Below are 21,593 nucleotides of genomic sequence, written 5' to 3'. Positions count from 1 at the left end.
TCACAAATAATTCCCTTTGTGCAAAAGGGTTTAGTATTTTTGGAGAACGAAACACTTTTGCCATGCGTTTACCCAGCCGGATCTTGCTTTACCTTATAATTTGCTTTTTGCCCGCTGTATCAATAGCGCAAACAAATGCTGCACCAGCATTCAGGGTGGTACCATTAGGCATATTAGGGGGGATAGACGAGAGTAACCTATCGGCCTACATGATAGCCCCGGCGGGTTCAGACAACTATATTTGTATGGATGCCGGTACATTGCATGCCGGTATCGAGAAGGCGGTTGCCACTAAAACCTTTAGCGTGACAGGTGAGCAAGTTTTAAAGCAGTATATCAAAGGGTATTTTATTTCGCACGCGCATTTAGATCACATCTCCGGCCTAATCATCAACTCGCCCGAGGACAGCACCAAAAACATCTACGGATTAAAAAGTACGCTGGAAACCATTAAAACGCATTATTTTACCTGGGAAAGCTGGGCCAATTTTGCCAATGAAGGAGAGGAGCCGAGGCTAAAAAAATACCATTATAAAGCATTAGAACCAGGCAGCGAAGCAGCCGTGGATAACACTACTATGCAGGTGCAGGCGTTCCCGTTAAGCCACTCCAATTTAACCAGTACCGCGTTTTTAGTACGCAGTAATGATAGCTATATTTTGTACCTGGGCGATACAGGGGCCGATGAAATTGAAAAGAGCTATAACCTGCAAAAACTTTGGGAGGCCGTGGCACCGTTGGTAAAGGCAAAAAAGTTAAAGGCGATCATGATAGAGGTATCATTCCCGAACGGGCAGCCCGATAAAACACTGTTTGGCCACCTAACCCCAAAATGGCTCATGGCAGAAATGGCTGTATTAAAAAACCTTGCAGGCTCTGTTAAAGGGTTAAATTTGGTGGTTACCCATTTAAAACCACCCGTACAAAACATTATCAAAATTAAGAATCAGCTGAAGGCTGATAACCCGCTTGGACTAAATTTGATTTACCCGCAGCAGGGCATAGCGATGGTATTTTAAGGGTTTACTTATCGCTCAACAGATCAATACAGTTTTTTGACATTACCGCCATACGTGCATTCAGTGTTTTTAAGCTTTGCTCATCTTTCATAAATTTATAGAAGCTTTTAATTAGAGCCAATGTCTCGGGGCTTGGGTCGCAGGCTTGTGCTTTTTCTAAATGGGGCAGGGTCTTTTTAACCTGGGCAACGTAAAGGTCATACAGCCGTTTATATTCGGCACCCTCGCTGGCGTTTAATTTTTTGGAAAGTTCTTCTACCTTTTTGCCATACATATAGGCCAATGCGCGCTGGCCTACGTAATAATTAGGTTCAGCAGCTACCACCTTTTCATATAGCGGCAGGGCCTTAACCGACTGCTTATCATTTTCGTATAAATTGCCCATTGAGTAATAGTAGCTGGTTCGGGCTTTGTCGGTTAACTTTGCAACATTCGGCATGATCTGTTCGCCCAGTTCCAATGCTTCGCCTGTGCGGCCTTCCAGGCGGGCCAGGTTAAAATCCAGGTAAGAATTATAGACCTCGTCGGCGGTTTGTGCTTTGGCATTAACTGAAGCTATAGCAACGGCAACTATAAAAAAGATCTTTTTAAACATGGCAGGTGTTATTGAAACGAATATCGAATTTTGTCGGTACATTTTAGCACCTAATTACAAATCGTTTCGTTTTTTGACCTTGTCTGCTTATATAGGTTTAATGCATTCAAATTCCCCGCATGTAGTGTGATGCAGTTGTGGGCAATCCGTGCTATACTGCATTTAAAAGTTCATTTGTGCTGCTTCCCAACCTATCATCGCAGCTTTGCGACTGCTCCCCCAATGGTATTGCCCAAATTCGCCGGTTGATTTGATGACCCGGTGGCAGGGGATCAGAAAAGCAACCGGGTTGGCCCCAATGGCGCTGCCTACAGCCCTGCATGCAGTAGGCAGTTGAATGGTATGCGCTATGGAGGCATAGGTATTTAGCCCGCCGGTTGGGATCTTTAACAAAGCCTCCCAAACCTTGAGCTGAAAATCAGTTCCCTTTAAATGGAGCTTGATCTTTGCTAATTGCGACCAATCCGACTTAAAGATATTCAGCGCATTTTGCTGCATTAAATCTACCATCTGGTGATAAGTTGCGTTAGGGAAAGCAGTATACAACTGTTTAAAGGCATCGTCCTTATCATCGGCGAAAGCCATGTAACAAATTCCTTTTTGGGTGGATGCTACGATGATATTACCGAAAGGCGTTTCGGCATAGCTAAAGTTGATGGATAAGGCTTTGCCGCCATTTTTATATTCGGCGGGTGTCATCCCCTCTATGTTCATGAACAGATCATGCAGGCGGCCCGTACCGGAAAGGCCTGTTTCAAAGGCTGCATCAAAAAGGGTAGCCTGCTGATCTTTCAGGATTCCTTTGGCATAATCTAAACTTAAATATTGCAGGAATTTTTTCGGGCTGATCCCTGCCCAATCGGTAAACATGCGTTGGAAATGAAAAGGGCTCAAGTTGACCTTTTCGGCAACTTCATCCAGGTTGGGCTGGCTTTTAAAGTTAAGCCTGAGGTAATCTATCGCTTCGGCAATGCGTTCATAATTAATGTTTTCCTGTGTGTTCATCGTTTTCATATTAACAACACAAATGTACCGCGGCAGCAAACCCCACAGAACCCGAAACTTGCTGAGTTATTATTTTTTGAAAGTCTTATTTAGAAGTTCTATTGAATTCAAATAACTAAGTTCACTTTTGGGAAGTTCTTCAACGTCGTTCCAATTACCAAGTAACTGTCGCCGACTGATAAGACAGGAATCTTTACCATTATAAACTAACATTCTGTTTTCTAATCGAATGTACCACGATCCGAAGGCTTGGTTGTTATAATCAGTTTCAAATGCTTCACCGTTATTCACTTCAAGCATACATAAATCGAACAAAAAAAGATTCCAGTTTTTTGATATTTGTTTTTCAATATCAAATGCAAAGTTTTTAACCTTTTCAAAGCTTTCATCAAACAAACCGGTTGTTTCGGCCTTACGTCCATCGCTATCAGTCATAACAAAATTGAAAACTCCATTGGATACCTCGTCTATTTTGAAAGCCCGACCTGGAAAAATATTTTCTGTTGTCATTTCAACTCATCCAATACCTTAAACATTTTAGCCCTGATGCCGCTGCCTGTGCCGTTGTAGTTATTTACAATGATAGAAAAGCACAGCTGTCTGCCGTCGTGGGTTTGATAACCCGTGTAGGCTTGCGCACTGTTGATGCTTCCGCTTTTCATGTGAATGTTATTATACACTGGCAGGCTGTCATAAAAATCCTTGAACCAGGTCTCGCCTGCGGCAGATTGTAATATGCGCGACATGGTCAACGTAGTAACCCTATTACCCGGGGCAAGGCCGCTGCCATCAAACACGTTTAGGGTATGCTTATCTATCCCTGCTTTTTTGGCCCAGAAGTTTTGCAGCGCGGTTACTCCGTTATTCGTTGTAACTTGCATAGTGCTTGGCGACGGGATCACCGCCAGCAACAGTTGCTCGGCATATAAATTAATGCTGATGTGGTTTTGCCAATATAATATCTCGGTCAGTAAAGGCGAATTTATGGTAAGCAATTGTGCGGTTGATTGCGGGATTGGCTGGTTCTTGTTTTTTAACGTGGTTGCCGACTCCGGCGTGCTGCTCACCGTGATGCCTAAACGTTGCAAGGTATCTGTCAACCTATAGGCAATATCAAAGGCAGGATCGGGGATGGCGGCGTCTATCTTCTTTTTGGTTTGATCAACCGCATATGTACCCCGCAGGTACATAATATTACTGTTGATGGTGGGCAAATAAGGGTAAGCCTGGTCGCCGGTGTGGGCTTCGCCATTTACCAGTTCGCTTTTAAAGGCCAGGTAGGGCATCTCGGGAGATGTGCCTGTAACACCTATCGGCGTATTTGCCTCACCGGTGCGCAGCCTGATGCTGAACTGGTTTTCGTGCCAGCAAAGGGGGGTAGTACCCGCGCCGTAATAAGTACCCAGGTCCTGGTAGATCCATCCATCTGGAATGGATTGTGTACCGAAGAACGAATCGTCGCCTATTACACGGCCATTTATTTTTTTGATGCCCGCCTTGCGGATGGCTGCCACAAACTGGTTTCGTATGTAGGCCTCTTTGGTTGTTTCCCAGCGCCAGCTACCCAGGGTAGGGTCGCCATAACCGCGGATGATGACATCACCGTTAAGCGTACCATCGGCAGTAATCGTTCCGCGGTAGCTAAAGGCCGTTTTAAAGCGATAGTCCTTCCCCAATACATTCAGGGCGGTGATGCTGGTGATGGCCTTCATGGTCGATCCCGGCGCCAAGCCCATGTTTGGGTTGGCGGTAAAAACCTGCTCGCCTGTTTTGGCATCCAGCACCGTTAACGATACCGATGCATACCGGCATTGCGTATCCTGCTGCAGCCTGTTAAATGCTGTTTGAATTTGTTGCTGTAGGGTTTGCGCATGGGCAAAACCCGGTATCAATAATAAACTAACTAACCAAGCCCGTTTCATCCTCATGCTTAACATTCCGTTGCGATATATAATAAATTGGGATGCCTGTAAGCACGATGCCCAGGCCAATTAAACTATAATCACGTTTATAAATAAGTAATAGTATACAAAACGCCACGCCCATTAAAATATAAATGGCCGGCAATACCGGGTAGCCTATCGCTTTGTAAGGCCTGTCTGCATTGGGGCGTTGGGCCCTTAAAATAAAGATGCCCACAATGGTAAGCACGTAAAAAACAACCACCACAAAAGAGATCATATCCAGCAGATCGCCGTAGCGGCCGCTTAAACAAAGCAAACAAGCTACCAGTGCCTGGATCCATAACCCGAATTGAGGCACCCCAAATTTGTTGAGCGTACCCGTGCGTTTAAAAAACACACCGTCTTTAGCCATAGTATAATAAACCCTTGCACCCGAAAGGATCAAGCCATTGTTACAGCCAAAGGTAGAGATCATGATCATTACAGCGATGATGTAGGTGCCTATGTTGCCGAAGATTACATGCGATGCAGCCACCGCTACCCGGTCTTTCTCGGCGTTGGCAATATCGTTTAAAGAGAGTACACCAGTATACACCACATTGGCCAGTACATATATTATAGTTACGATGATCGTTCCAAGCATCATACTCAATGCTACATCCCGTTTAGGGTTCTTCATTTCGCCGGCTACAAAGGTTACGCTGTTCCAGGCATCACTGCTAAAAATAGAACCCACCATTGCCGCAGCTATGGCCCCTAAAGCCGTACCCATAGTTAAGGTGGTTATCGATCCATCTTTGTTTAGGTTATGCAGGTCCCAGGCGTTTGTCCAGTTGGCAGTCCAGATATCACCTTTAAAGGCTAAAAAGCCAAAGGCGATCAACCCGAAAAGGCTGATAAGCTTGGTTAGGGTAAAGGTGGTTTGGATCAGCTTACCCCCTTTAACCCCACGCGTGTTCACGAAGGTTAGGATGATGATCAATACGATCGATACCAACTGTGCCGCACTGATCTTTAAAAACCCCGAATGAATAAGAACATTATCCTCGCTAACCGCCGGGATGAGATACGCAGCAAATTTAGAGAAGGCCACGCCTACGGCGGCGATAGTACCGGTTTGGATCACGGCAAAAAAGCTCCATCCGTATAAAAAGGCCGTAAGCTTGTTGTAAGACTCTTTAAGGTAAACGTACTGGCCTCCTGCCTTGGGGAACATGGCACTCAACTCGCCATAACTTAATGCTGCTGTTAATGTCATTACCCCGGTTAAAACCCATACGGCAATGAGCCAGCCGGCCGACCCCACATAACGGATAATATCCGCACTCACTATAAAGATCCCCGAGCCTATCATGGAGCCTGCCACCAGCATGGTGCCATCAAGCAAGCTCAGTTCATGTTTCATTTTTGTTTGCTGCGTATCGTTTGCCATCGACTATTAATAGTTTAAGTCCTTAAACTTATCAAAAACTTTATAATTGACATGGTATTGTAAATAAATTAATTACTATTTTGCGGAAACCAATTATGAAGCGCGCCCTGTGCCGCTCAAAACCAACAAATTATAAACTAACTAATTACTATGGATCTTTTGAACAATTACCTGATTTACCTCATCCCGGTATTTGGTCTTGTGGGTATCCTTGTCATGGCTGTAAAGTCGGCATGGGTTACCAAACAACCAACCGGAGATGAATCTATGAACCAGCTTGCGGGCTACATTGCAGATGGGGCAATGGCCTTTTTACGCGCCGAGTGGAAAATTCTGAGCTACTTTGTAGTGGTTGCCGGCTTATTACTGGCTTATTCGGGCACAACGGTGGCTACCTCCAGCCCGGTTATTGCCATATCGTTTCTGATAGGGGCATTTTTATCGGCCTTTGCCGGTTATTTGGGTATGCGCATCGCCACAAAATCAAACGTACGTACCACGCAGGCTGCTAAAACCAGTCTGGCGCAGGCACTTAAAGTATCGTTCACGGGCGGTACCGTAATGGGTTTGGGTGTTGCGGGTTTAGCCATCATCGGTTTAGGCTCGTTATTCATCGTTTTTTATACCATGTATGTGAAAAATGTGGCGGGGGCTAATGTTAACGGCGAGGATATGGCCAAGGCACTTGATGTGCTGGCAGGTTTTTCATTGGGTGCCGAGTCGATCGCTTTGTTTGCACGTGTGGGTGGCGGTATTTATACCAAAGCTGCCGACGTAGGTGCAGATCTGGTAGGTAAGGTAGAGGCAGGCATCCCCGAGGATGACGTGCGCAACCCCGCAACTATTGCCGATAACGTAGGCGATAACGTGGGCGATGTAGCCGGTATGGGTGCCGATCTTTTCGGATCATACGTAGCTACTATGCTGGCCACGATGGTGTTGGGCCGCGAAATTGTATCACATGACAATTTTGGTGGCATAGCACCGGTTTTATTGCCCATGGTTATTGCAGGTTTGGGCCTGATCTTCTCGATAGTTGGCGCATCACTGGTGAAAATTAAAAACGAAACTGACAGCGTTCAAAATGCGCTGAATATAGGCAACTGGGCCTCGATTTTATTAACAGCAGTAGCTACTTATTTTTTAGTGCAGTGGATGCTGCCAAATGACAGTTTCCACATGGTACGTGATGAAGATGCCAACGGTGCTATAAAAGCTGGTTCATTAGTATTCACCAAAAACGGTGTATTCGGTTCTATCGTAGTAGGATTAGTTGTAGGTACGCTAATGTCTATCATCACCGAGTATTATACCGCTATGGGTAAACGCCCGGTAATGAGCATCATCAGGCAATCGGCAACAGGGCATGCTACCAATATAATCGGTGGTTTGGCAGTGGGTATGGAATCGACCGTGTTACCTATCCTGGTATTGGCCGCAGGGATCTATGGTTCTTACTTTTTTGCAGGCTTGTACGGTGTGGCCATTGCTGCCGCAGGTATGATGGCCACTACGGCTATGCAGTTAGCTATTGATGCCTTTGGCCCGATAGCCGATAATGCCGGTGGTATCGCCGAAATGAGCCGACTGCCCGAAGAGGTGCGTGGCCGTACAGATAATTTAGATGCCGTGGGTAATACTACCGCCGCAACCGGTAAGGGTTTTGCCATCGCGTCGGCAGCGTTAACCTCACTGGCCCTATTTGCCGCCTTTGTGGGTGTTGCGGGTATCGAGCATATCGATATTTACAAAGCCAATGTTTTGGCGGGGCTGTTTGTAGGCGGGATGATCCCGTTCATCTTCTCGGCATTATGTATTTCGGCAGTGGGCCGTGCTGCAATGGCGATGGTGGAGGAAGTGCGCCGCCAGTTCCGTGAGATTCCGGGTATCATGGAATACAAAGCCCGCCCCGAGTATGAAAAATGTGTAGAGATCTCGACAAAAGCATCTATCCGTGAAATGATCGCACCCGGACTGATCGCATTGTTAACGCCAATCATTATCGGTTTCGCCTTCGGCCCCGAAGTATTGGGTGGTTTGCTGGCCGGTGTTACCGTATCGGGTGTGCTGATGGGCATCTTCCAAAGTAATGCCGGTGGCGCATGGGACAACGCTAAAAAATCTTTCGAAAAAGGTGTCGAGATCAACGGCGAGATCTATTACAAAAAATCTGAACCACATAAGGCATCCGTAACAGGCGATACCGTGGGCGATCCGTTCAAGGATACCTCTGGCCCGTCGATGAATATTTTGATCAAACTGATGTCGATCGTTTCGTTGGTTATCGCCCCGCATTTGAATCACGCGGATAATTCCAGTAAATTTATCCAGAAACAGGAGAAGGTGCAATCGATGAATGTGCACAGTATCCAGGTAGAGAAGAAAGCATAGTCAAAAACTTCTATATTTAAAAGCCGCCCCAAAAGGGCGGCTTTTTCTCCATATCATGATGTCAATTTCCAGTCAAATATATTTTCTTAAAGCTAAAAAATATTATAGAATAGTGTTCGGGCTATTTGTATGGACAATTCTGTTCGCACAAATATTTAAAAGAGTTGATATAAATATAATAGTTCAATCAGTATTGATTGTGTTACCCGTTTTGGCTATTTATGTGTTAGTACCTACGGGGTTGATTAACCTAATAAAAAGCTATTCTAAAAAAGAGCCGTCAAATAAATATCGGGCTTTCTACTTAATCGGGTATATTGTATTTCTACTCATTATTCTGACATTGATTTTTTCAGTAATGTTGGACATTGATAAATTTATTAAATGATTAGAACGCGTACGATACAAGCTATTGTCTACACCCTCTGCTTGTATGATCTTTACCTCTACCTACCGGACCTGCTCGACCTGGTCGAAATTAACGTCGACCTGCCCACTTCAGATTATCTGCTCTACTTTGATGCCGCGATGCTGCTATTCGGAGGGGGCATAATCGGCACTGTGTTATTAAAAATTGGCAGTAAAAAATTGGGCTGGCTAATGATCGTGTTGAACGTTATCCTCACGCCCTTATTCATTTGGAAAGCGCTACCATAACCAAGCAAAAGATAAGAATTGGCAGCGATTTTTATGTAAACTCACTATTTTCATAAATATTTCATTGTCAATTATTTAAGTCGAATTCTAATGAAAATATGTAAACCTTTGTAAACCCAAATGATTAAATTGCTAATGACGTTTACGAATTGTAAATTTGTTAAACACTAATTCACCAAGATTATGCTTACACTGCATCCGCAATTTATTAAAGACGATGAGGGCAACAATTCATTAGTGGTTTTGCCTATTAGTGAGTTTGAATCCATAATGGAAGAGTTGGACGATCTGGAAGATGTGCGGCTTTATGATGAAGCTAAAAAAGAAGACGACGGCGAACGGATTTCCATGGAGGAATATTTGAATCTCAGGAAATCAAAGGATGCCTAAATATACTGCGATCTTGTCTAAAACTGCACGCAAGGAATTAGATAAACTTTCTGATCATATAGCGAATCCGATCATAGATGCCATTACTTATCTTGAAATTAACCCGAGGCCACTCGGGTATCGTAAACTCGTTGATCGCGAAGGTTACAGGATACGGGTAGGGAACTACAGAATCACATACGATATAATCGACGACCAACTGATCATCAACATTATTACTCTCGGCCACCGAAAATATATTTATAGATAAACTGGGCTTAAAATAAACTCGCCCCAATTACATTTTCAACAATTATAATTCTGTTTATTAACAACCTTAGTGTTGTTACATTCTGCGCTTTATCTTTTCAATAAATTTAAGTACGTTTGGCTACTTGATTTAACTATTACTGATCTTACTAAAAAACTAAAATGAAGTTATTTATCAAAAAACCGATAGCTCAACTGATGGCGGCATCGGCGGAGGGGGAGAAAACCTTAAAACGAACGTTAGGTGTCGGTTCGCTTATCGCGCTAGGTATCGGGGCTATTATTGGTGCAGGTATTTTTGTACGTACAGCTGCAGCAGCAGGCGAACATGCAGGCCCGGCCGTAACTATTTCCTTTTTGATCGCCGCAGCAGGTTGTGCGCTTGCAGGCTTATGCTATGCTGAATTTGCAAGTATGATCCCTATTGCGGGTTCGGCCTATACTTATTCTTATGCCACAATGGGCGAATTTATCGCCTGGATCATAGGTTGGGATTTGGTGTTGGAATATGCATTGGGTGCAGCAACTGTATCTATTGGCTGGTCGCAGTATTTTAATGAGTTTTTACATACTTTCTTTAACGTGCACGTGCCCTATATGTGGTCGCACTCGCCGTTAGAGATATCGAATACAGCAACAGGCATGTATGCTGCCGAGTTTGGCCAGCACGGGTTTGTTAACCTGCCGGCTATATTTATACTACTCATGCTGACACTATTACTGATCCGCGGTACTGCCGAGTCTGCAGTAGTTAACAATGTTATTGTGGTAATCAAAGTAGCTATCGTGTTGATGATTATTGGCTTTGGCTGGCACTTCATTAACCCGGCTTTACATACTCCTTACATGATCCCTGCCGATGCAGGTAAGATTAAAGTAAGTGCAGGTACGGTTGATTATGCCGACACCTTCAACCATGGTTGGCTGGGTGTATTGCGTGGGGCGAGTGTTGTATTCTTCGCCTTTATTGGTTTCGACGCGGTATCTACAGCAGCTCAGGAAGCTAAAAACCCGCAGAGGGATATGCCGAAAGGTATCCTGGTATCGTTGGTGATTTGTACGGCTCTATACATCCTGTTCTCTCACGTATTAACAGGTCTGGTTTCTTACAAAGAATTCTTGATCCAGGGTAAAGAAGCGTCTGTAAGTTACGCCATCAAAGCAGCAATGCCGGGTTACGGCTGGTTAGCTTCGTTTGTAACGGTGTCTATCTTAGCAGGTTTCTCGTCAGTTATCCTGGTGATGCTAATGGGCCAAACCCGTGTGTTCTATACCATGAGTACAGACGGTTTGATCCCTAAGATCTTTTCAAAATTACACCCCAAACACCGCACGCCATACAAGTCGCAATGGTTGTTCTTTGGATTCGTATCGATCTTTGCAGGTTTTATCCCAGATAAATATGTAGGCGATATGGTGAGTATAGGTACCCTGTTCGCATTCGTACTGGTATGTTTAGGGATCTTTATCCTTCGCCGTACAGATCCCGATTTGGTTCGTCCGTTTAAAACGCCTGTTTATATGATCGTTTGCCCTTTAGGCGCGGTGATATGCTTGTGTATGATAGCGAGTGAAGGCTGGGAAAACTGGGCAAGGCTGATCGGCTGGTTGCTGATCGGTTTCGTTATCTATTTCGGATACAGCATTAAACGCTCACACGTTAGGCATGGTAAGGTAGAAGGTGCTAACGACCCTACCAACCCAAAATATGTTGAATAATTAAAATATTGATCTTCATGAAAAAGGTTCTGTGCAAACAGAACCTTTTTTGTTTTCAACGCTTTTGTAAGCGATGAAGCTGAACAGAACGCTGCGGATACTGGTGTTTATATCCATTATCAACTCTATGGGGTTTGGTATAATCATCCCATTGCTATATTCGTACGGTAAAAAGTTTGGCGTAACCCAGCAAACTATCGGTTTGCTTACCGCAGCCTTTTCTGTTGCGCAGTTTTTTGCCACACCGGTTTTAGGTTCGCTTTCGGACAGGTTTGGCCGCAAGCCGATACTTGCTATTAGCTTGGTAGGCACTTGCATCTCTTTCGTGATGTTTGGCTTTGCCAACAGTATTATCCTATTATTTGCCGCCCGGATCTTAGATGGAATTACAGGAGGGAATATTTCGGTAGCGCAGGCTATGGTATCTGATATTTCATCACCCAAAGAGCGGGCAAAGAATTTTGGGATACTGGGTTCGGCCTTTGGATTTGGTTTTGTGATTGGCCCGGCTGTTGGCGGCTTACTGAGCCAACTGGGCGAAAAGGTTCCGTTCTTTTTCGCGGCGGGCATTGCGCTGGTTGGCGTTTTACTGACCACCTTTGTGTTAGAGGAGACCAATAAGCATAAAACCGACAAAGGAAACAATAAGGCACATAGCTTCAACTTTAAGTCTTTAATAAGTGTGTTGAAAAGGCCGGTAATTGGTACGGCAATTTTTGTGGGCTTTTTGCTTACCATGGCGCAATTTACCATGCTCATTGGCTTTCAAACCTTCAGCGTTGACACGTTAAAGCTAAGTACAACACAGATCGGTTTATTCTACGCCGGTTTTGGTATTACAGGCATCCTGATGCAGCTGGCTGTGCCTTTGATCAAAAAGGTTATCACCTCTCAGGCATTAATCTTATTGCTATCAACCTTATGCTGCCTGGGGATGATGATATTGGCGGGCTTTGCTACCGGGTTAGTGTTATTTGCCGTATCGATTGCCATTTACGGGTTGTTTAACGGGCTGCGTAACCCCATGCTTAACGCTATTATAGCCGATAAGAATGAAGATGCCGAAAGGGGCGAGGTAATGGGCATCAATCAGTCGTACGCCTCTATAGGGCAAACGCTTGGGCCTATAACGGCCGGGTTAATTACAGCAATATCTGTGCATAGCATATTCTTTTTATCGTCTTTCTATATTTTAATCGCATTTTTGTTTAGTATTCGGTTAAAATCACAAGAAAGTAAATCCTAAACCTATGCATCCACTCATTTTTAAAGAGGTATTATCCGTTACGATGATCCTTTTTGCCATTATCGATATCTTGGGGGCTATCCCTGTAATCATCCAATTACGCCAGCGCGCGGGGCATATTGAATCTGAAAAGGCAAGTATAGCTGTGTTGGTTTTGATGATCGGTTTCCTGTTTGCAGGCGATGAGTTGCTAGCAGTGATTGGTTTGGATATATCCTCTTTTGCGATAGCAGGTTCTATCGTGATCTTTATTATCGCGCTGGAAATGATACTGGGCGTAAACTTTTTTAAAGAGGAAATGCCCCAGGCGGTATCAATCGTGCCACTTGCCTTCCCGCTGATAGCCGGTGCCGGTACCATGACTACGCTGCTTTCGTTAAAATCGCAATACCAAACGCAAAACATCCTGGTGGGAATTATACTTAATACCTCTTTTGTGTATCTGGTGCTTAAAAATGTGCAGTGGCTGGAAAAACTGTTCGGCAAAACAGGACTGCACATCTTGCGTAAGGCGTTTGGGGTGATACTACTGGCTATCGCGATAAAATTATTCAGGAGTAACTCGGGGCTGTAATCCCTCCGGCTTTACCAACCTTGCCACAAACATGGTATCCGCTTTGCGCTCGTAACCTTTTAGTACCTGGTTTTCTTCCAGTTGCAAGCCGAGTTCTTTCACCATAAAATCTACTGCATCCTCATTTTCGGCTTTGAAGGCAGAGCAGGTAATATATATCAAAGCGGCACCCGGTTTAAGGTGTTTGGCTACATTGGGGATTATGGCTTGTTGCAGGCGTTTAAAAAAGTCGGTGCGGTGCTGGCCAAACTGACTGATCATCTCGGGCGTGCGGCCCCAGGTGCCAGAGCCGCTGCAAGGCGCATCCAGGATGATACCATCAAATTCATAATTATATAAAAGCTGCTCGTTGTTCTCGGTCAGGTCGAGCAATTTCTTTTGATATTTCATCAAGCCAGCCTGTTGAAAGCGCTCGTCGAGATTGGAGAGAATGGATTCGCGGATATCTGATACAACCAGTTTTATGTCCGGCTGTAAACTGTGTAACAATAACGATTTACCGCCCGATGCCGCGCAGGCATCCCACCAGCTGTCCCACTTGTTGGGTTTAAAAAATTGTGCAGTTTGCTGTGACGAATAATCCTGTACTTCAAACCAATGTTGTTTAGGGAAGATTGCATCTAACCTTGTGCCGTTAGGCATACAAAAACAACCGTTACCTTCGTCTTTAAAAGTTACGTCGCCCTTATTTAACTCTGCCTTCACCTGTGCCTCAAAGCCCTTATTTACGCGGATATAAAGATCGGGCTGGATAAAGAATGATTTCAGGAAAGCATCCCGGTCGATATCTTTTGATAGCTGTGCTACCCATGGAAAAACGTCGTCTAACTTAAAATCGTGGTGCGCTGTTTTAACCAGGTTGATCTTATCATCAATATTAAAGCCGACACAAGCCGCCCATTCCGGTTTAAAATGCTGTAAAAATGAATTGGTTTGCGTGTTGCACAAAAACTCCGCAACCATCAGGCGGTCTTCGGCAGGCAATTCGGGCAATGCTCTGCCCAAACGGAAATAATTATAAACTAACCGCCCTGCAACACGCCTATCGGTAGATCCCATTTGTTTGTTTTGCCTGTAAAAGCCGGGTAGAAACTTGCCTAAAGGGGTATCAGCCGGATATTCATCCAATATGCGCTGAAACGTTTTAAGCTGATTGATAGCCTTCATTCTATCTTTTTAAGATCAAAGTTTTCGTAACGTAAAATATCAACATGGGTGTTTATCCAACCCAGCCCCGGTTTCTTAATAAAATGGAAGCTGTTGTGGATGCCGTTGTAATCGTCTTGCTCAAATTTGATATTGCTGTTATCTTCCTGTGCCAGCAACGTGCCAAAGTACATGCCCTGGTCAAAGCCTTTAATAGCAAAATCGGTAGGCTCGGCATGATAGGCGTGCCGATAACTACGCAAAAATACATTGGTTTGGCCTGACTTGTAATTCACCTTATCTGCCGATGTGATGTAAGTGTGTAAACGCTGCAATTGCGCTGCTTTTAAGAAACTGAACTTCTCCCATGATGGGTGCCCCACAACAGTTACAGGGAACTTTTTAGACAGCGTATCTAACGAATGCAGGATAACTAACAAGAACGCCTGCTTGGTTGATGGTATCACGAATATATTTTGCTCGGTAGCGGAGAGCTGCGGTAGCAACGGGGTAAGGTTACCACGGGTGATAACGGTTGTGGTAACCGGGGTCTTCCGTTTGCTTAAACTATCTACAGTGCGCTTGAACGGCGAGGTGTATAATTTTTCGTCGCTGAAACCGGAGGCTAAGATGAATATTTTTTTAGGCTTTAACTTGCTCACCGTATAGGTTGCCGCTCCCTTTGCATGATACTCCAGCGGAGGGGTCATGGTAACCAGGTTTTGATTTTTGAAAGTTAAAGGTGAGGCTGGCGATAAGGGCGATATGATAGGCTTGCGTGCTGCTGTTAAAACGGAGGTAAAGGCCTTAACGTCATCCGGAAAGATGGGGCCAACAATGAGGTCGCCACTACGGATCTGCGGATTATAGGCCAGGCTGTGTACCTGCGCGGCATAATCTTTACTATCAAAGATCTGTAGTTTATAATTAGCACCGCTGCCCGTAAGCGAATCGAGTGCCAGCTTAAAGCCCTGGTAGTACTCTACCGACATGTTGGCTTTTTTAAGGTCGGCTGCCGAATACTTATGGCCGGCAGCCGACTTTGCCAGATCTAATGGCAGTATCAACGATATTACAGATGTTTTTGCCACAGATATAGCCGGTTTTGCTACGGGCTTATCTATTGGTTTTTCAGAAGTAATAGGTCGCTGTTCGGGCTTTGTTTTTACGGACGGTTGTGGTACCGGACGCAGTTTAGGCGAACAGGCACCGATGATTAGCGCTATAAAAACAAATAACCACTTATTCCCACTCAATAGTGGCCGGTGGTTTCGAACTGATATCATATACTACCCGGTTAATTCCTTTAACGTTATTGATGATCTCGTTTGATATTTTTGCCAGCAGATCATAAGGCAGGTGGCACCAATCTGCCGTCATCCCATCTAATGACTCTACTGCGCGCAAGCAAATAACGTTCTCGTAAGTACGCTCATCGCCCATTACACCTACCGATTGCACCGGTAAATAAATAGCGCCTGCCTGCCAAACTTTATCATAAACACCACCGCTGCGTAAATTGTTGATGTAAATCGCATCGGCCTGTTGTAATATATCAACTTTTTCCGGGGTTATCTCTCCTAAAATTCTAATCGCCAGTCCCGGGCCGGGGAAAGGGTGGCGGCCCAATATATTAGGGTCGATACCTAAGGCAGCACCAACACGGCGTACTTCGTCTTTAAACAGAGTGTTTAAGGGTTCTACTACCTTTAATTTCATAAAATCGGGCAAACCGCCAACGTTATGGTGCGATTTGATAGTAGCTGAAGGCCCCTTAACAGAAACCGACTCTATAACATCAGGATAGATGGTGCCCTGGCCCAACCAGCTAACGCCCTGTACCTCGTGCGCGGCGTCATCAAATACTTCTATAAATACTCGCCCTATGGCTTTACGCTTTTTCTCCGGATCGCTGATGCCTGCAAGTGCATCATAGAAACGTTGTTTAGCGTTGATGCCCTTTATATTGAGGCCCATATGCTTGTAAGAGTCTAAAACGGATTCATACTCGTCCTTACGCAACAAGCCATTATCAACAAATATACAGTGCAGGTTGGCACCGATAGCCTGGTGCAGCAATACCGCCGCAACAGATGAATCAACACCGCCCGATAAGCCTAACACTACTTTGTCATCGCCTAATTTTGCCTTCAATTCGGAAATGGTAGTTTCGATAAATGAGTCGGGTGTCCAATCCTGGCTGCAACCACAAATATCTACCAAAAAGTTTTGCAGCAACTGCTTGCCGTCTATACTGTGGGTAACCTCCGGGTGGAACTGGATGCCATAGGTTTGCGTACCGGTGATTTGGTAGGCAGCTACCTTTACGCTATCTGTACTGGCAATAACCTCAAAATCGTCGGCTATCCGGGCAATCGTATCCCCGTGCGACATCCACACTTGTGAACCCGCACGGACATCCTTAAACAAAGCATTATCTTTTTTAACAAAATCGAGGTTGGCCCGGCCGTATTCGCGGGTGCTCGAAGCTAAAACCTCTCCACCATGAAAATGAGCTACATATTGCGCACCATAGCAAACGCCCAAAATAGGCATGCTTTTGTGGTGTTTAATAAACTCAAAATGCGGAGCATCGGCCTGGCGAACAGAATAAGGACTACCCGAAAGGATGATACCTTTTACGCTTTTATCAACTTCAGGAACTTTGTTAAAAGGGTGGATCTCACAGTAAATATTGAGCTCCCTGACACGGCGCGCGATGAGTTGGGTAAACTGCGAGCCAAAGTCAAGAATGAGGATTTTTTCTTGCATGGGCAAAGATAGGTTTTGCAAAGGCAAAAGTCAAAAGTAAAAAAGCAAAAATTTTATTCATATTTTAGCTCAATATATGTATTAATGGCAGTGCATATGTATCTTACCTAATACAAGACTATGGCTCAAGGAAATGATATTAGATGGTTACAAAGATTTTCCAACTACAAAAAAGCTTTACGGCAACTTGAGAAATTTATCGATAAAGTGGATTTAAATGAGCTGGAAGAGCAGGGATTAATTAAAGCCTTTGAATATACTTATGAGTTAGGATGGACCACTTTAAAGGACTACCTGCAATTTCAAGGAATTACAAATATGGTGGGTTCGCGGGACGTTATCAGGGAAGCCTTTAAAGCCGAACTAATAACAAATGGCGATGTGTGGATGCAGATGCTGCAAAGCCGAAATTTAACTTCACATTCTTATAATGAAGATACCGCTGAGGAAATTGTTAATGCAATTACCGAAACCTATTTTAATGAATTTAAAGAATTAGAGGCCAAATTAGAAATAACAAGATCCGGCGAACAAGATAAGTTGTTTTAAAATGATGTATGGTTTATCCGAACAGGCAGTTATAAATATAATTGAAGTACTTAAGCAGTATCCCGCTGTTAAACAGACATACCTGTATGGTTCAAGAGCTAAAGGCAACTTTAAGCCATCATCAGACATAGATTTGGTTTTGAAAGGTGAACAGCTCGACTTGCGCCAATTAACCAATATCATGGCCAGTTTAGATGATTTATTGCTTCCAAATAAGTTTGATGTAGCTATTTATCATCAAATTAACAATGAAGAATTGTTAGATCACATTGATAGGGTAGGAATTACTATTTATAATTCCTGACGTCCCTAAAAACTCAACCCAATCCTTATTGCCGAATTTACCTTGCTGCTCATATTGTTATATGATGTGCCGTACATTACCCTTAAACCCGCGGTTTGTAAGCCGAAACCTAACTCTACATAGTTTTTAAAGGTGGGTGTGGTAAGGTAATTCACATTCACAATTTCCTGCAATTTCAGTTTGCGGATAATCGGGATCTTATTGGTAATAAAGCCCGAAAAATTATGCTCTAGGTGTGCCTCCAGATACTTGTCGCCGGTGCTAAACGTGTAATAATCTAACAGCAGGAATTTACTATTGCCGGGTTTGTAAAATAATGCTTCATTACCCGAGAAGTGCCTGAAATCGGTATAGTTAATGTTTTTTGCATTAAAGAATTTACCCGCTGCTGCATAGAATGATGTTTTACCATAAAACCCTAAAGGGATATCATCTTTAGCAATATCAACAGCAATCATATTATAGTCGGCATCAGATCCAAACACATTTTTGATGGCTTTGGTAAACGCGAACCCAATGGTGGGGTAGACCGATGGGAGATATCGTTTACCTGTTGGATAAGTTTCATATTTATTGCTAAAGTCATAAGTGGTGCGTACGCTTAACTTAAATGCCTGGTTTTGTGGGAACAACGGCACATCTGCTCCGGGAATAAAGGGATTATTAGACGTATACTGCCGGTTATCGGGATGAAAAAAACTAAAGTTTGAAGTGTTGGATAACCATTTCCTGTCGCTCCATTCGGCATAACCACTGGCCAGCCAGCCGCCGCTGATGCGGTTTGAGGCACTAAAATTCACATATTGCTTTTGATAAAGCTTTTCAAAATTCTGCCTGGCAAATAAGCTATGCACCGTATTGGTAAAATCTGTTATCGGTTGGCGGTTATTCATATCCAGCACGTTTGAGCCGCCCGATAAGTTTAATCGGAATTGCCCTGCCGGGAAACTCACCCCGCCATTTATATTCAATAAATGATTTGAAAAACCATAGCGTGCTTTGGCGTAAACAGACAAATATTTGTTGTTAGCACTATCTATCTGTTTGACATATGAAGCACCGTAATCCAGCGCGAACCCTTCTACCGTGTTAAACAGGATAGATGACAACAACGGGTCGAAATTATAATATTCTTTATCATACCGGTTACGGTGATGGTAGCCACCCAAAATAAATTTTCCTGCGCTAAACTTGTTGTTTACTTTGTCTAACGAGTCGAGGTAAGGTTTGGATTCTCGCTTGGCGGCGAGTATAGCCTTTTTCTGGTAATCGGTCTTTTCTTCTTCGGTAAGCGGTATGGGCCGCTCATTTTGCCAATAGATAGAGTCTTTTTTATTAATGCCTTTGGTAATACGCAATACTTCTGCAAATTGCTTTTTATCCAGCTTGGGGTCTATCTCGTAATCTTTATAAAGGGAGATAAAATACCCGCCGAACTTGAAGCCGAATAACCCGCCCGTAAACTCAAATTTAATGGAAGCCGGCATCCATACCTTAGCATTCACCGGAAAAAATTCCTGGTTCACCTTTAAAGTATCTACAAAGTTGATGTTATTCTTTTTGGTTAGGTAAAGGCTGAGGCTCTGCAGTCGCCAGCTATCCTCCAGCACATAGATATAGCCGCTAAAACAAGGGTCGTGTTCGCGGCGCGGGGTAACCAGTATCTTATTGATGGTTTCGCCATTCTCTATCGTGATGCCCATCCATTTGTATCGGTAGTAAAACAAGGCGTTATCGGATATAGGCGAAATTACGGGCCGCGGACTTAATCCTTCCCAGTCCTGAAAGTTCTCATAAAAATTCACCCGGAGGTCTGATGCGCGGTTAAAGGTAAAGGCATTGTTCCGGCCGGATGTTTTGGATGATATCACCTCTTCATGAACCGAATTAGGGCGCATAAAACTGTATTTGGATTGCGACTCCGACAGGTAAATTATACCCCTGCGGTTAGAATCCAACCCATTTTCGCGGGCAATTTTTTGAACATCTACCCCTAAAAATTTCTTTGGAGCAGCCAGTAGTTTTTGTAACCCCTTAATATAAACCTCGCATGTATAGGCATTTACCTCATTTAAATAGCCCTTACGTTTTTTTATTGCCTTGCGGATAATGGCGTAAGCAGGGTCTTCGGCACCTGCGCGGATGGCAACTTCTTTAAGCTCGTATAATTCTGCCTTTAGTGCTATATTGATGATTTGGCTGGTACGCAGATCTGCCTTACGGCTCTCGGCTTTGTAACCCACCGCTTTATATTGCACATCGTACTGGCCCGGCTTTAAATTCAGGCTGTATTCACCTTCGCTGTTGGCAGATGTGCCCTTAGTTGTGTTCCTTATATAAACTGTTGCAAAGGGTACGCCCTTACCTCCGTCGTCGGTTATTTTGCCGCTAATGGTAACATCCTGGGCAAATAATTGCGAACTGAACAGCAACAAGAAAAGTGCAAGTAAGGCTGGTTTCATTAAGGGTGTGTAAAGTTTGTACTAAGATGTAAGTTATTCGCTAAAGTTGTTAGAGCTGTTTTGTTAATTATTGTTAAACAAAAAAGGCATATTATTTAAAATATGCCTTTAATGTACGTTAAAATGCGGTTTATTTTAGGATAGCTTCGATCTTTTCCAATTCATCAGCAGTAAAGTCTACCTTATCTAATGCTTTTAATGAGTCGGCCAATTGCTCGGGTTTACTTGCGCCGATCAATACTGATGTTACCCGGTCATCTTTGAGCAACCAGGCCAGTGCCATTTGTGCCAGTGTCTGGCCGCGCTGCTCTGCAAGGGCGTTTAGCTTTTTGATCTTACCGACAACCTCATCATTCACCTGGCTTTCCTGTAAAAATCCGGTTGATTTGGCCGCCCTCGAGTCTTGCGGGATGCCGTGTAAGTACTTGTTAGTCAGTAAGCCCTGCGCCAAAGGCGAGAATGGGATACAGCCTACGCCGTCTTTTTCCAGTACGTCTAACAGCCCGTTTTCCGCATCGCGGACGAACATCGAGTACTTGGGCTGATGGATCAAACAAGGGGTGCCCAAGCGTTTTAAAATGGCTATCGCCGCATCTGCTTGTTCGGCGTTATAGTTAGAGATCCCGGCATATAAAGCTTTACCCTGGCGAACGATCAGATCAAGGGCCATCATGGTTTCTTCTAACGGGGTATCAGGATCCGGGCGGTGATGATAAAAGATATCTACATAGTCTAAACCCATCCGTTTCAGGCTTTGATCCAAACTGGAAACCAGATATTTCTTGGATCCCCATTCGCCATACGGGCCTTCCCACATATGGTAACCTGCTTTAGTAGAGATAATTAGCTCATCGCGATAGCATGCAAAATCTTCTTTCAGGATCTTGCCAAAATTGGTCTCTGCCGATCCCGGAGGAGGGCCGTAGTTGTTAGCCAAGTCAAAATGGGTTATGCCGCTATCAAATGCCAGGTGCAGGATCTTCCGGAAGTTTTCCATTACATCCACATGGCCGAAGTTATGCCACAGACCTAATGAAATAGCCGGTAGTTTGATGCCGCTTTTGCCGCAACGGCGGTACTGCATTTTATCGTATCGGGCGGCTGAGGGTTGGTATGTCATTGGTTTTTGTTTGCTAATGTAATGTTTAAATAGATAAAATAACGGGACAAATTACCTCT

General features: G+C 44.1%; 20 protein-coding genes. 10 read left to right on the top strand and 10 right to left on the bottom strand.

The features are described 5' to 3' along the window. Positions 1 to 107: 107 nt before the first annotated feature. Entirely contained in the window at positions 108 to 1,019 is a 912-nt protein-coding gene (locus IDJ76_RS04850) for an MBL fold metallo-hydrolase (protein ID WP_224746205.1), read from the top strand. 4 nt (positions 1,020 to 1,023) lie between these two features. On the opposite strand, the gene IDJ76_RS04845 is transcribed toward IDJ76_RS04850, so the two are convergent. The 5 genes from IDJ76_RS04845 to IDJ76_RS04825 form a co-directional block, all read right to left on the bottom strand. Further along, the gene (locus IDJ76_RS04845) at positions 1,024 to 1,614 is read right to left on the bottom strand and encodes a hypothetical protein (protein WP_191161338.1); all 591 of its coding nucleotides are present in this window, start codon (positions 1,612 to 1,614) and stop codon (positions 1,024 to 1,026) included. A 162-nt stretch (positions 1,615 to 1,776) separates the two neighbouring features. After that, positions 1,777 to 2,619 carry a bifunctional helix-turn-helix domain-containing protein/methylated-DNA--[protein]-cysteine S-methyltransferase gene (locus IDJ76_RS04840; RefSeq protein WP_191161336.1) on the bottom strand — a complete coding sequence of 281 codons (843 nt, stop codon included), beginning with the start codon at positions 2,617 to 2,619 and terminating at the stop codon, positions 1,777 to 1,779. Positions 2,620 to 2,688: 69 nt separating this feature from the next. Continuing rightward, complete coding sequence (locus IDJ76_RS04835; protein WP_191161334.1) at positions 2,689 to 3,129, bottom strand: hypothetical protein; 441 nt, start codon at positions 3,127 to 3,129, stop codon at positions 2,689 to 2,691. After that, the gene (dacB, locus tag IDJ76_RS04830) at positions 3,126 to 4,547 is read right to left on the bottom strand and encodes a D-alanyl-D-alanine carboxypeptidase/D-alanyl-D-alanine endopeptidase (RefSeq protein ID WP_224746203.1); all 1,422 of its coding nucleotides are present in this window, start codon (positions 4,545 to 4,547) and stop codon (positions 3,126 to 3,128) included. The genes IDJ76_RS04835 and dacB overlap by 4 nt, the downstream gene beginning before the upstream one ends. Continuing rightward, on the bottom strand, positions 4,519 to 5,955 hold the full coding sequence (locus tag IDJ76_RS04825) for an APC family permease (protein WP_191161330.1): 1,437 nt from the start codon (positions 5,953 to 5,955) through the stop codon (positions 4,519 to 4,521). Before IDJ76_RS04825 ends, dacB begins: the two co-directional genes overlap by 29 nt. Before the next feature lie 150 nt (positions 5,956 to 6,105). Between IDJ76_RS04825 and IDJ76_RS04820 the strand changes: the two genes are divergently transcribed. The 7 genes from IDJ76_RS04820 to IDJ76_RS04790 all read left to right on the top strand — a co-directional run bounded on the left by IDJ76_RS04820 (position 6,106) and on the right by IDJ76_RS04790 (position 13,181). Next, positions 6,106 to 8,346: a sodium-translocating pyrophosphatase gene (locus IDJ76_RS04820; protein ID WP_191161328.1), complete on the top strand. Its 2,241-nt coding sequence runs from the start codon at positions 6,106 to 6,108 to the stop codon at positions 8,344 to 8,346. A 384-nt stretch (positions 8,347 to 8,730) separates the two neighbouring features. Continuing rightward, on the top strand, positions 8,731 to 9,003 hold the full coding sequence (locus tag IDJ76_RS04815) for a hypothetical protein (protein WP_191161326.1): 273 nt from the start codon (positions 8,731 to 8,733) through the stop codon (positions 9,001 to 9,003). Between the two features lie 183 nt (positions 9,004 to 9,186). Further along, entirely contained in the window at positions 9,187 to 9,393 is a 207-nt protein-coding gene (locus IDJ76_RS04810; RefSeq protein WP_191161324.1) for a hypothetical protein, read from the top strand. After that, on the top strand, positions 9,386 to 9,643 hold the full coding sequence (locus IDJ76_RS21200) for a type II toxin-antitoxin system RelE family toxin (protein WP_191161322.1): 258 nt from the start codon (positions 9,386 to 9,388) through the stop codon (positions 9,641 to 9,643). The genes IDJ76_RS04810 and IDJ76_RS21200 overlap by 8 nt, the downstream gene beginning before the upstream one ends. 161 nt (positions 9,644 to 9,804) lie before the next feature. Beyond that, positions 9,805 to 11,361, top strand: coding sequence for an amino acid permease (locus tag IDJ76_RS04800; RefSeq protein WP_191161321.1), 1,557 nt, complete (start codon positions 9,805 to 9,807; stop codon positions 11,359 to 11,361). Positions 11,362 to 11,434: 73 nt separating this feature from the next. Further along, the gene (locus IDJ76_RS04795; RefSeq protein ID WP_191161319.1) at positions 11,435 to 12,607 is read left to right on the top strand and encodes an MFS transporter; all 1,173 of its coding nucleotides are present in this window, start codon (positions 11,435 to 11,437) and stop codon (positions 12,605 to 12,607) included. 4 nt (positions 12,608 to 12,611) lie between these two features. Further along, complete coding sequence (locus IDJ76_RS04790) at positions 12,612 to 13,181, top strand: MarC family protein (protein WP_191161317.1); 570 nt, start codon at positions 12,612 to 12,614, stop codon at positions 13,179 to 13,181. Here IDJ76_RS04790 and IDJ76_RS04785 read toward each other — a convergent pair. From IDJ76_RS04785 to guaA, 3 genes are read right to left on the bottom strand one after another with little or no spacing between them, the layout of a single operon-like run. Beyond that, positions 13,155 to 14,348, bottom strand: a complete 1,194-nt coding sequence (locus IDJ76_RS04785; protein WP_191161315.1) for an RsmB/NOP family class I SAM-dependent RNA methyltransferase — start codon at positions 14,346 to 14,348, stop codon at positions 13,155 to 13,157. The genes IDJ76_RS04790 and IDJ76_RS04785 overlap by 27 nt on opposite strands. Next, positions 14,345 to 15,583, bottom strand: a complete 1,239-nt coding sequence (locus tag IDJ76_RS04780) for an ABC transporter substrate-binding protein (protein WP_191161314.1) — start codon at positions 15,581 to 15,583, stop codon at positions 14,345 to 14,347. The genes IDJ76_RS04785 and IDJ76_RS04780 overlap by 4 nt, the downstream gene beginning before the upstream one ends. After that, the gene (guaA, locus tag IDJ76_RS04775) at positions 15,570 to 17,099 is read right to left on the bottom strand and encodes a glutamine-hydrolyzing GMP synthase (protein ID WP_191161312.1); all 1,530 of its coding nucleotides are present in this window, start codon (positions 17,097 to 17,099) and stop codon (positions 15,570 to 15,572) included. The genes IDJ76_RS04780 and guaA overlap by 14 nt, the downstream gene beginning before the upstream one ends. A 120-nt stretch (positions 17,100 to 17,219) precedes the next feature. On the opposite strand from guaA, the gene IDJ76_RS04770 reads away from it, so the two are divergent. Together IDJ76_RS04770 and IDJ76_RS04765 are read left to right on the top strand one after the other, a co-directional pair. After that, on the top strand, positions 17,220 to 17,648 hold the full coding sequence (locus IDJ76_RS04770; RefSeq protein WP_191161310.1) for a nucleotidyltransferase substrate binding protein: 429 nt from the start codon (positions 17,220 to 17,222) through the stop codon (positions 17,646 to 17,648). A gap of 1 nt (position 17,649) precedes the next feature. After that, positions 17,650 to 17,952 (top strand): nucleotidyltransferase domain-containing protein, encoded by a 303-nt coding sequence (locus tag IDJ76_RS04765; RefSeq protein ID WP_224746202.1) that lies wholly within the window; start codon positions 17,650 to 17,652, stop codon positions 17,950 to 17,952. Positions 17,953 to 17,957: 5 nt separating this feature from the next. On the opposite strand, the gene IDJ76_RS04760 is transcribed toward IDJ76_RS04765, so the two are convergent. After that, positions 17,958 to 20,414 (bottom strand): DUF5686 and carboxypeptidase regulatory-like domain-containing protein, encoded by a 2,457-nt coding sequence (locus IDJ76_RS04760; RefSeq protein ID WP_191161308.1) that lies wholly within the window; start codon positions 20,412 to 20,414, stop codon positions 17,958 to 17,960. 130 nt (positions 20,415 to 20,544) lie between these two features. Continuing rightward, on the bottom strand, positions 20,545 to 21,534 hold the full coding sequence (gene mgrA, locus IDJ76_RS04755; protein WP_191161306.1) for an L-glyceraldehyde 3-phosphate reductase: 990 nt from the start codon (positions 21,532 to 21,534) through the stop codon (positions 20,545 to 20,547). Positions 21,535 to 21,593 lie beyond the last annotated feature (59 nt).

The organism is Mucilaginibacter glaciei, from assembly GCF_014773245.1.
Classification (GTDB): Bacteria; Bacteroidota; Bacteroidia; order Sphingobacteriales; family Sphingobacteriaceae; genus Mucilaginibacter; species Mucilaginibacter glaciei.
The sequence above is the reverse complement of the archived record's forward strand: the minus strand, read 5'-3'. Positions and strand labels throughout refer to the sequence as shown.

Excerpts from the sequence above, each read along its gene's own strand:
- IDJ76_RS04845 (WP_191161338.1), bottom strand. The coding sequence starts at position 1,614 with ATGTTTAAAAAGATCTTTTTTATAGTTGCCGTTGCTATAGCTTCAGTT.
- IDJ76_RS04840 (WP_191161336.1), bottom strand. The coding sequence starts at position 2,619 with ATGAACACACAGGAAAACATTAATTATGAACGCATTGCCGAAGCGATA.
- IDJ76_RS04835 (WP_191161334.1), bottom strand. The coding sequence starts at position 3,129 with ATGACAACAGAAAATATTTTTCCAGGTCGGGCTTTCAAAATAGACGAG.
- dacB (WP_224746203.1), bottom strand. The coding sequence starts at position 4,547 with ATGAGGATGAAACGGGCTTGGTTAGTTAGTTTATTATTGATACCGGGT.
- IDJ76_RS04825 (WP_191161330.1), bottom strand. The coding sequence starts at position 5,955 with ATGGCAAACGATACGCAGCAAACAAAAATGAAACATGAACTGAGCTTG.
- IDJ76_RS04820 (WP_191161328.1), top strand. The coding sequence starts at position 6,106 with ATGGATCTTTTGAACAATTACCTGATTTACCTCATCCCGGTATTTGGT.
- IDJ76_RS04815 (WP_191161326.1), top strand. The coding sequence starts at position 8,731 with ATGATTAGAACGCGTACGATACAAGCTATTGTCTACACCCTCTGCTTG.
- IDJ76_RS04810 (WP_191161324.1), top strand. The coding sequence starts at position 9,187 with ATGCTTACACTGCATCCGCAATTTATTAAAGACGATGAGGGCAACAAT.
- IDJ76_RS21200 (WP_191161322.1), top strand. The coding sequence starts at position 9,386 with ATGCCTAAATATACTGCGATCTTGTCTAAAACTGCACGCAAGGAATTA.
- IDJ76_RS04800 (WP_191161321.1), top strand. The coding sequence starts at position 9,805 with ATGAAGTTATTTATCAAAAAACCGATAGCTCAACTGATGGCGGCATCG.
- IDJ76_RS04795 (WP_191161319.1), top strand. The coding sequence starts at position 11,435 with ATGAAGCTGAACAGAACGCTGCGGATACTGGTGTTTATATCCATTATC.
- IDJ76_RS04790 (WP_191161317.1), top strand. The coding sequence starts at position 12,612 with ATGCATCCACTCATTTTTAAAGAGGTATTATCCGTTACGATGATCCTT.
- IDJ76_RS04785 (WP_191161315.1), bottom strand. The coding sequence starts at position 14,348 with ATGAAGGCTATCAATCAGCTTAAAACGTTTCAGCGCATATTGGATGAA.
- guaA (WP_191161312.1), bottom strand. The coding sequence starts at position 17,099 with ATGCAAGAAAAAATCCTCATTCTTGACTTTGGCTCGCAGTTTACCCAA.
- IDJ76_RS04770 (WP_191161310.1), top strand. The coding sequence starts at position 17,220 with ATGGCTCAAGGAAATGATATTAGATGGTTACAAAGATTTTCCAACTAC.
- IDJ76_RS04765 (WP_224746202.1), top strand. The coding sequence starts at position 17,650 with ATGATGTATGGTTTATCCGAACAGGCAGTTATAAATATAATTGAAGTA.
- IDJ76_RS04760 (WP_191161308.1), bottom strand. The coding sequence starts at position 20,414 with ATGAAACCAGCCTTACTTGCACTTTTCTTGTTGCTGTTCAGTTCGCAA.
- mgrA (WP_191161306.1), bottom strand. The coding sequence starts at position 21,534 with ATGACATACCAACCCTCAGCCGCCCGATACGATAAAATGCAGTACCGC.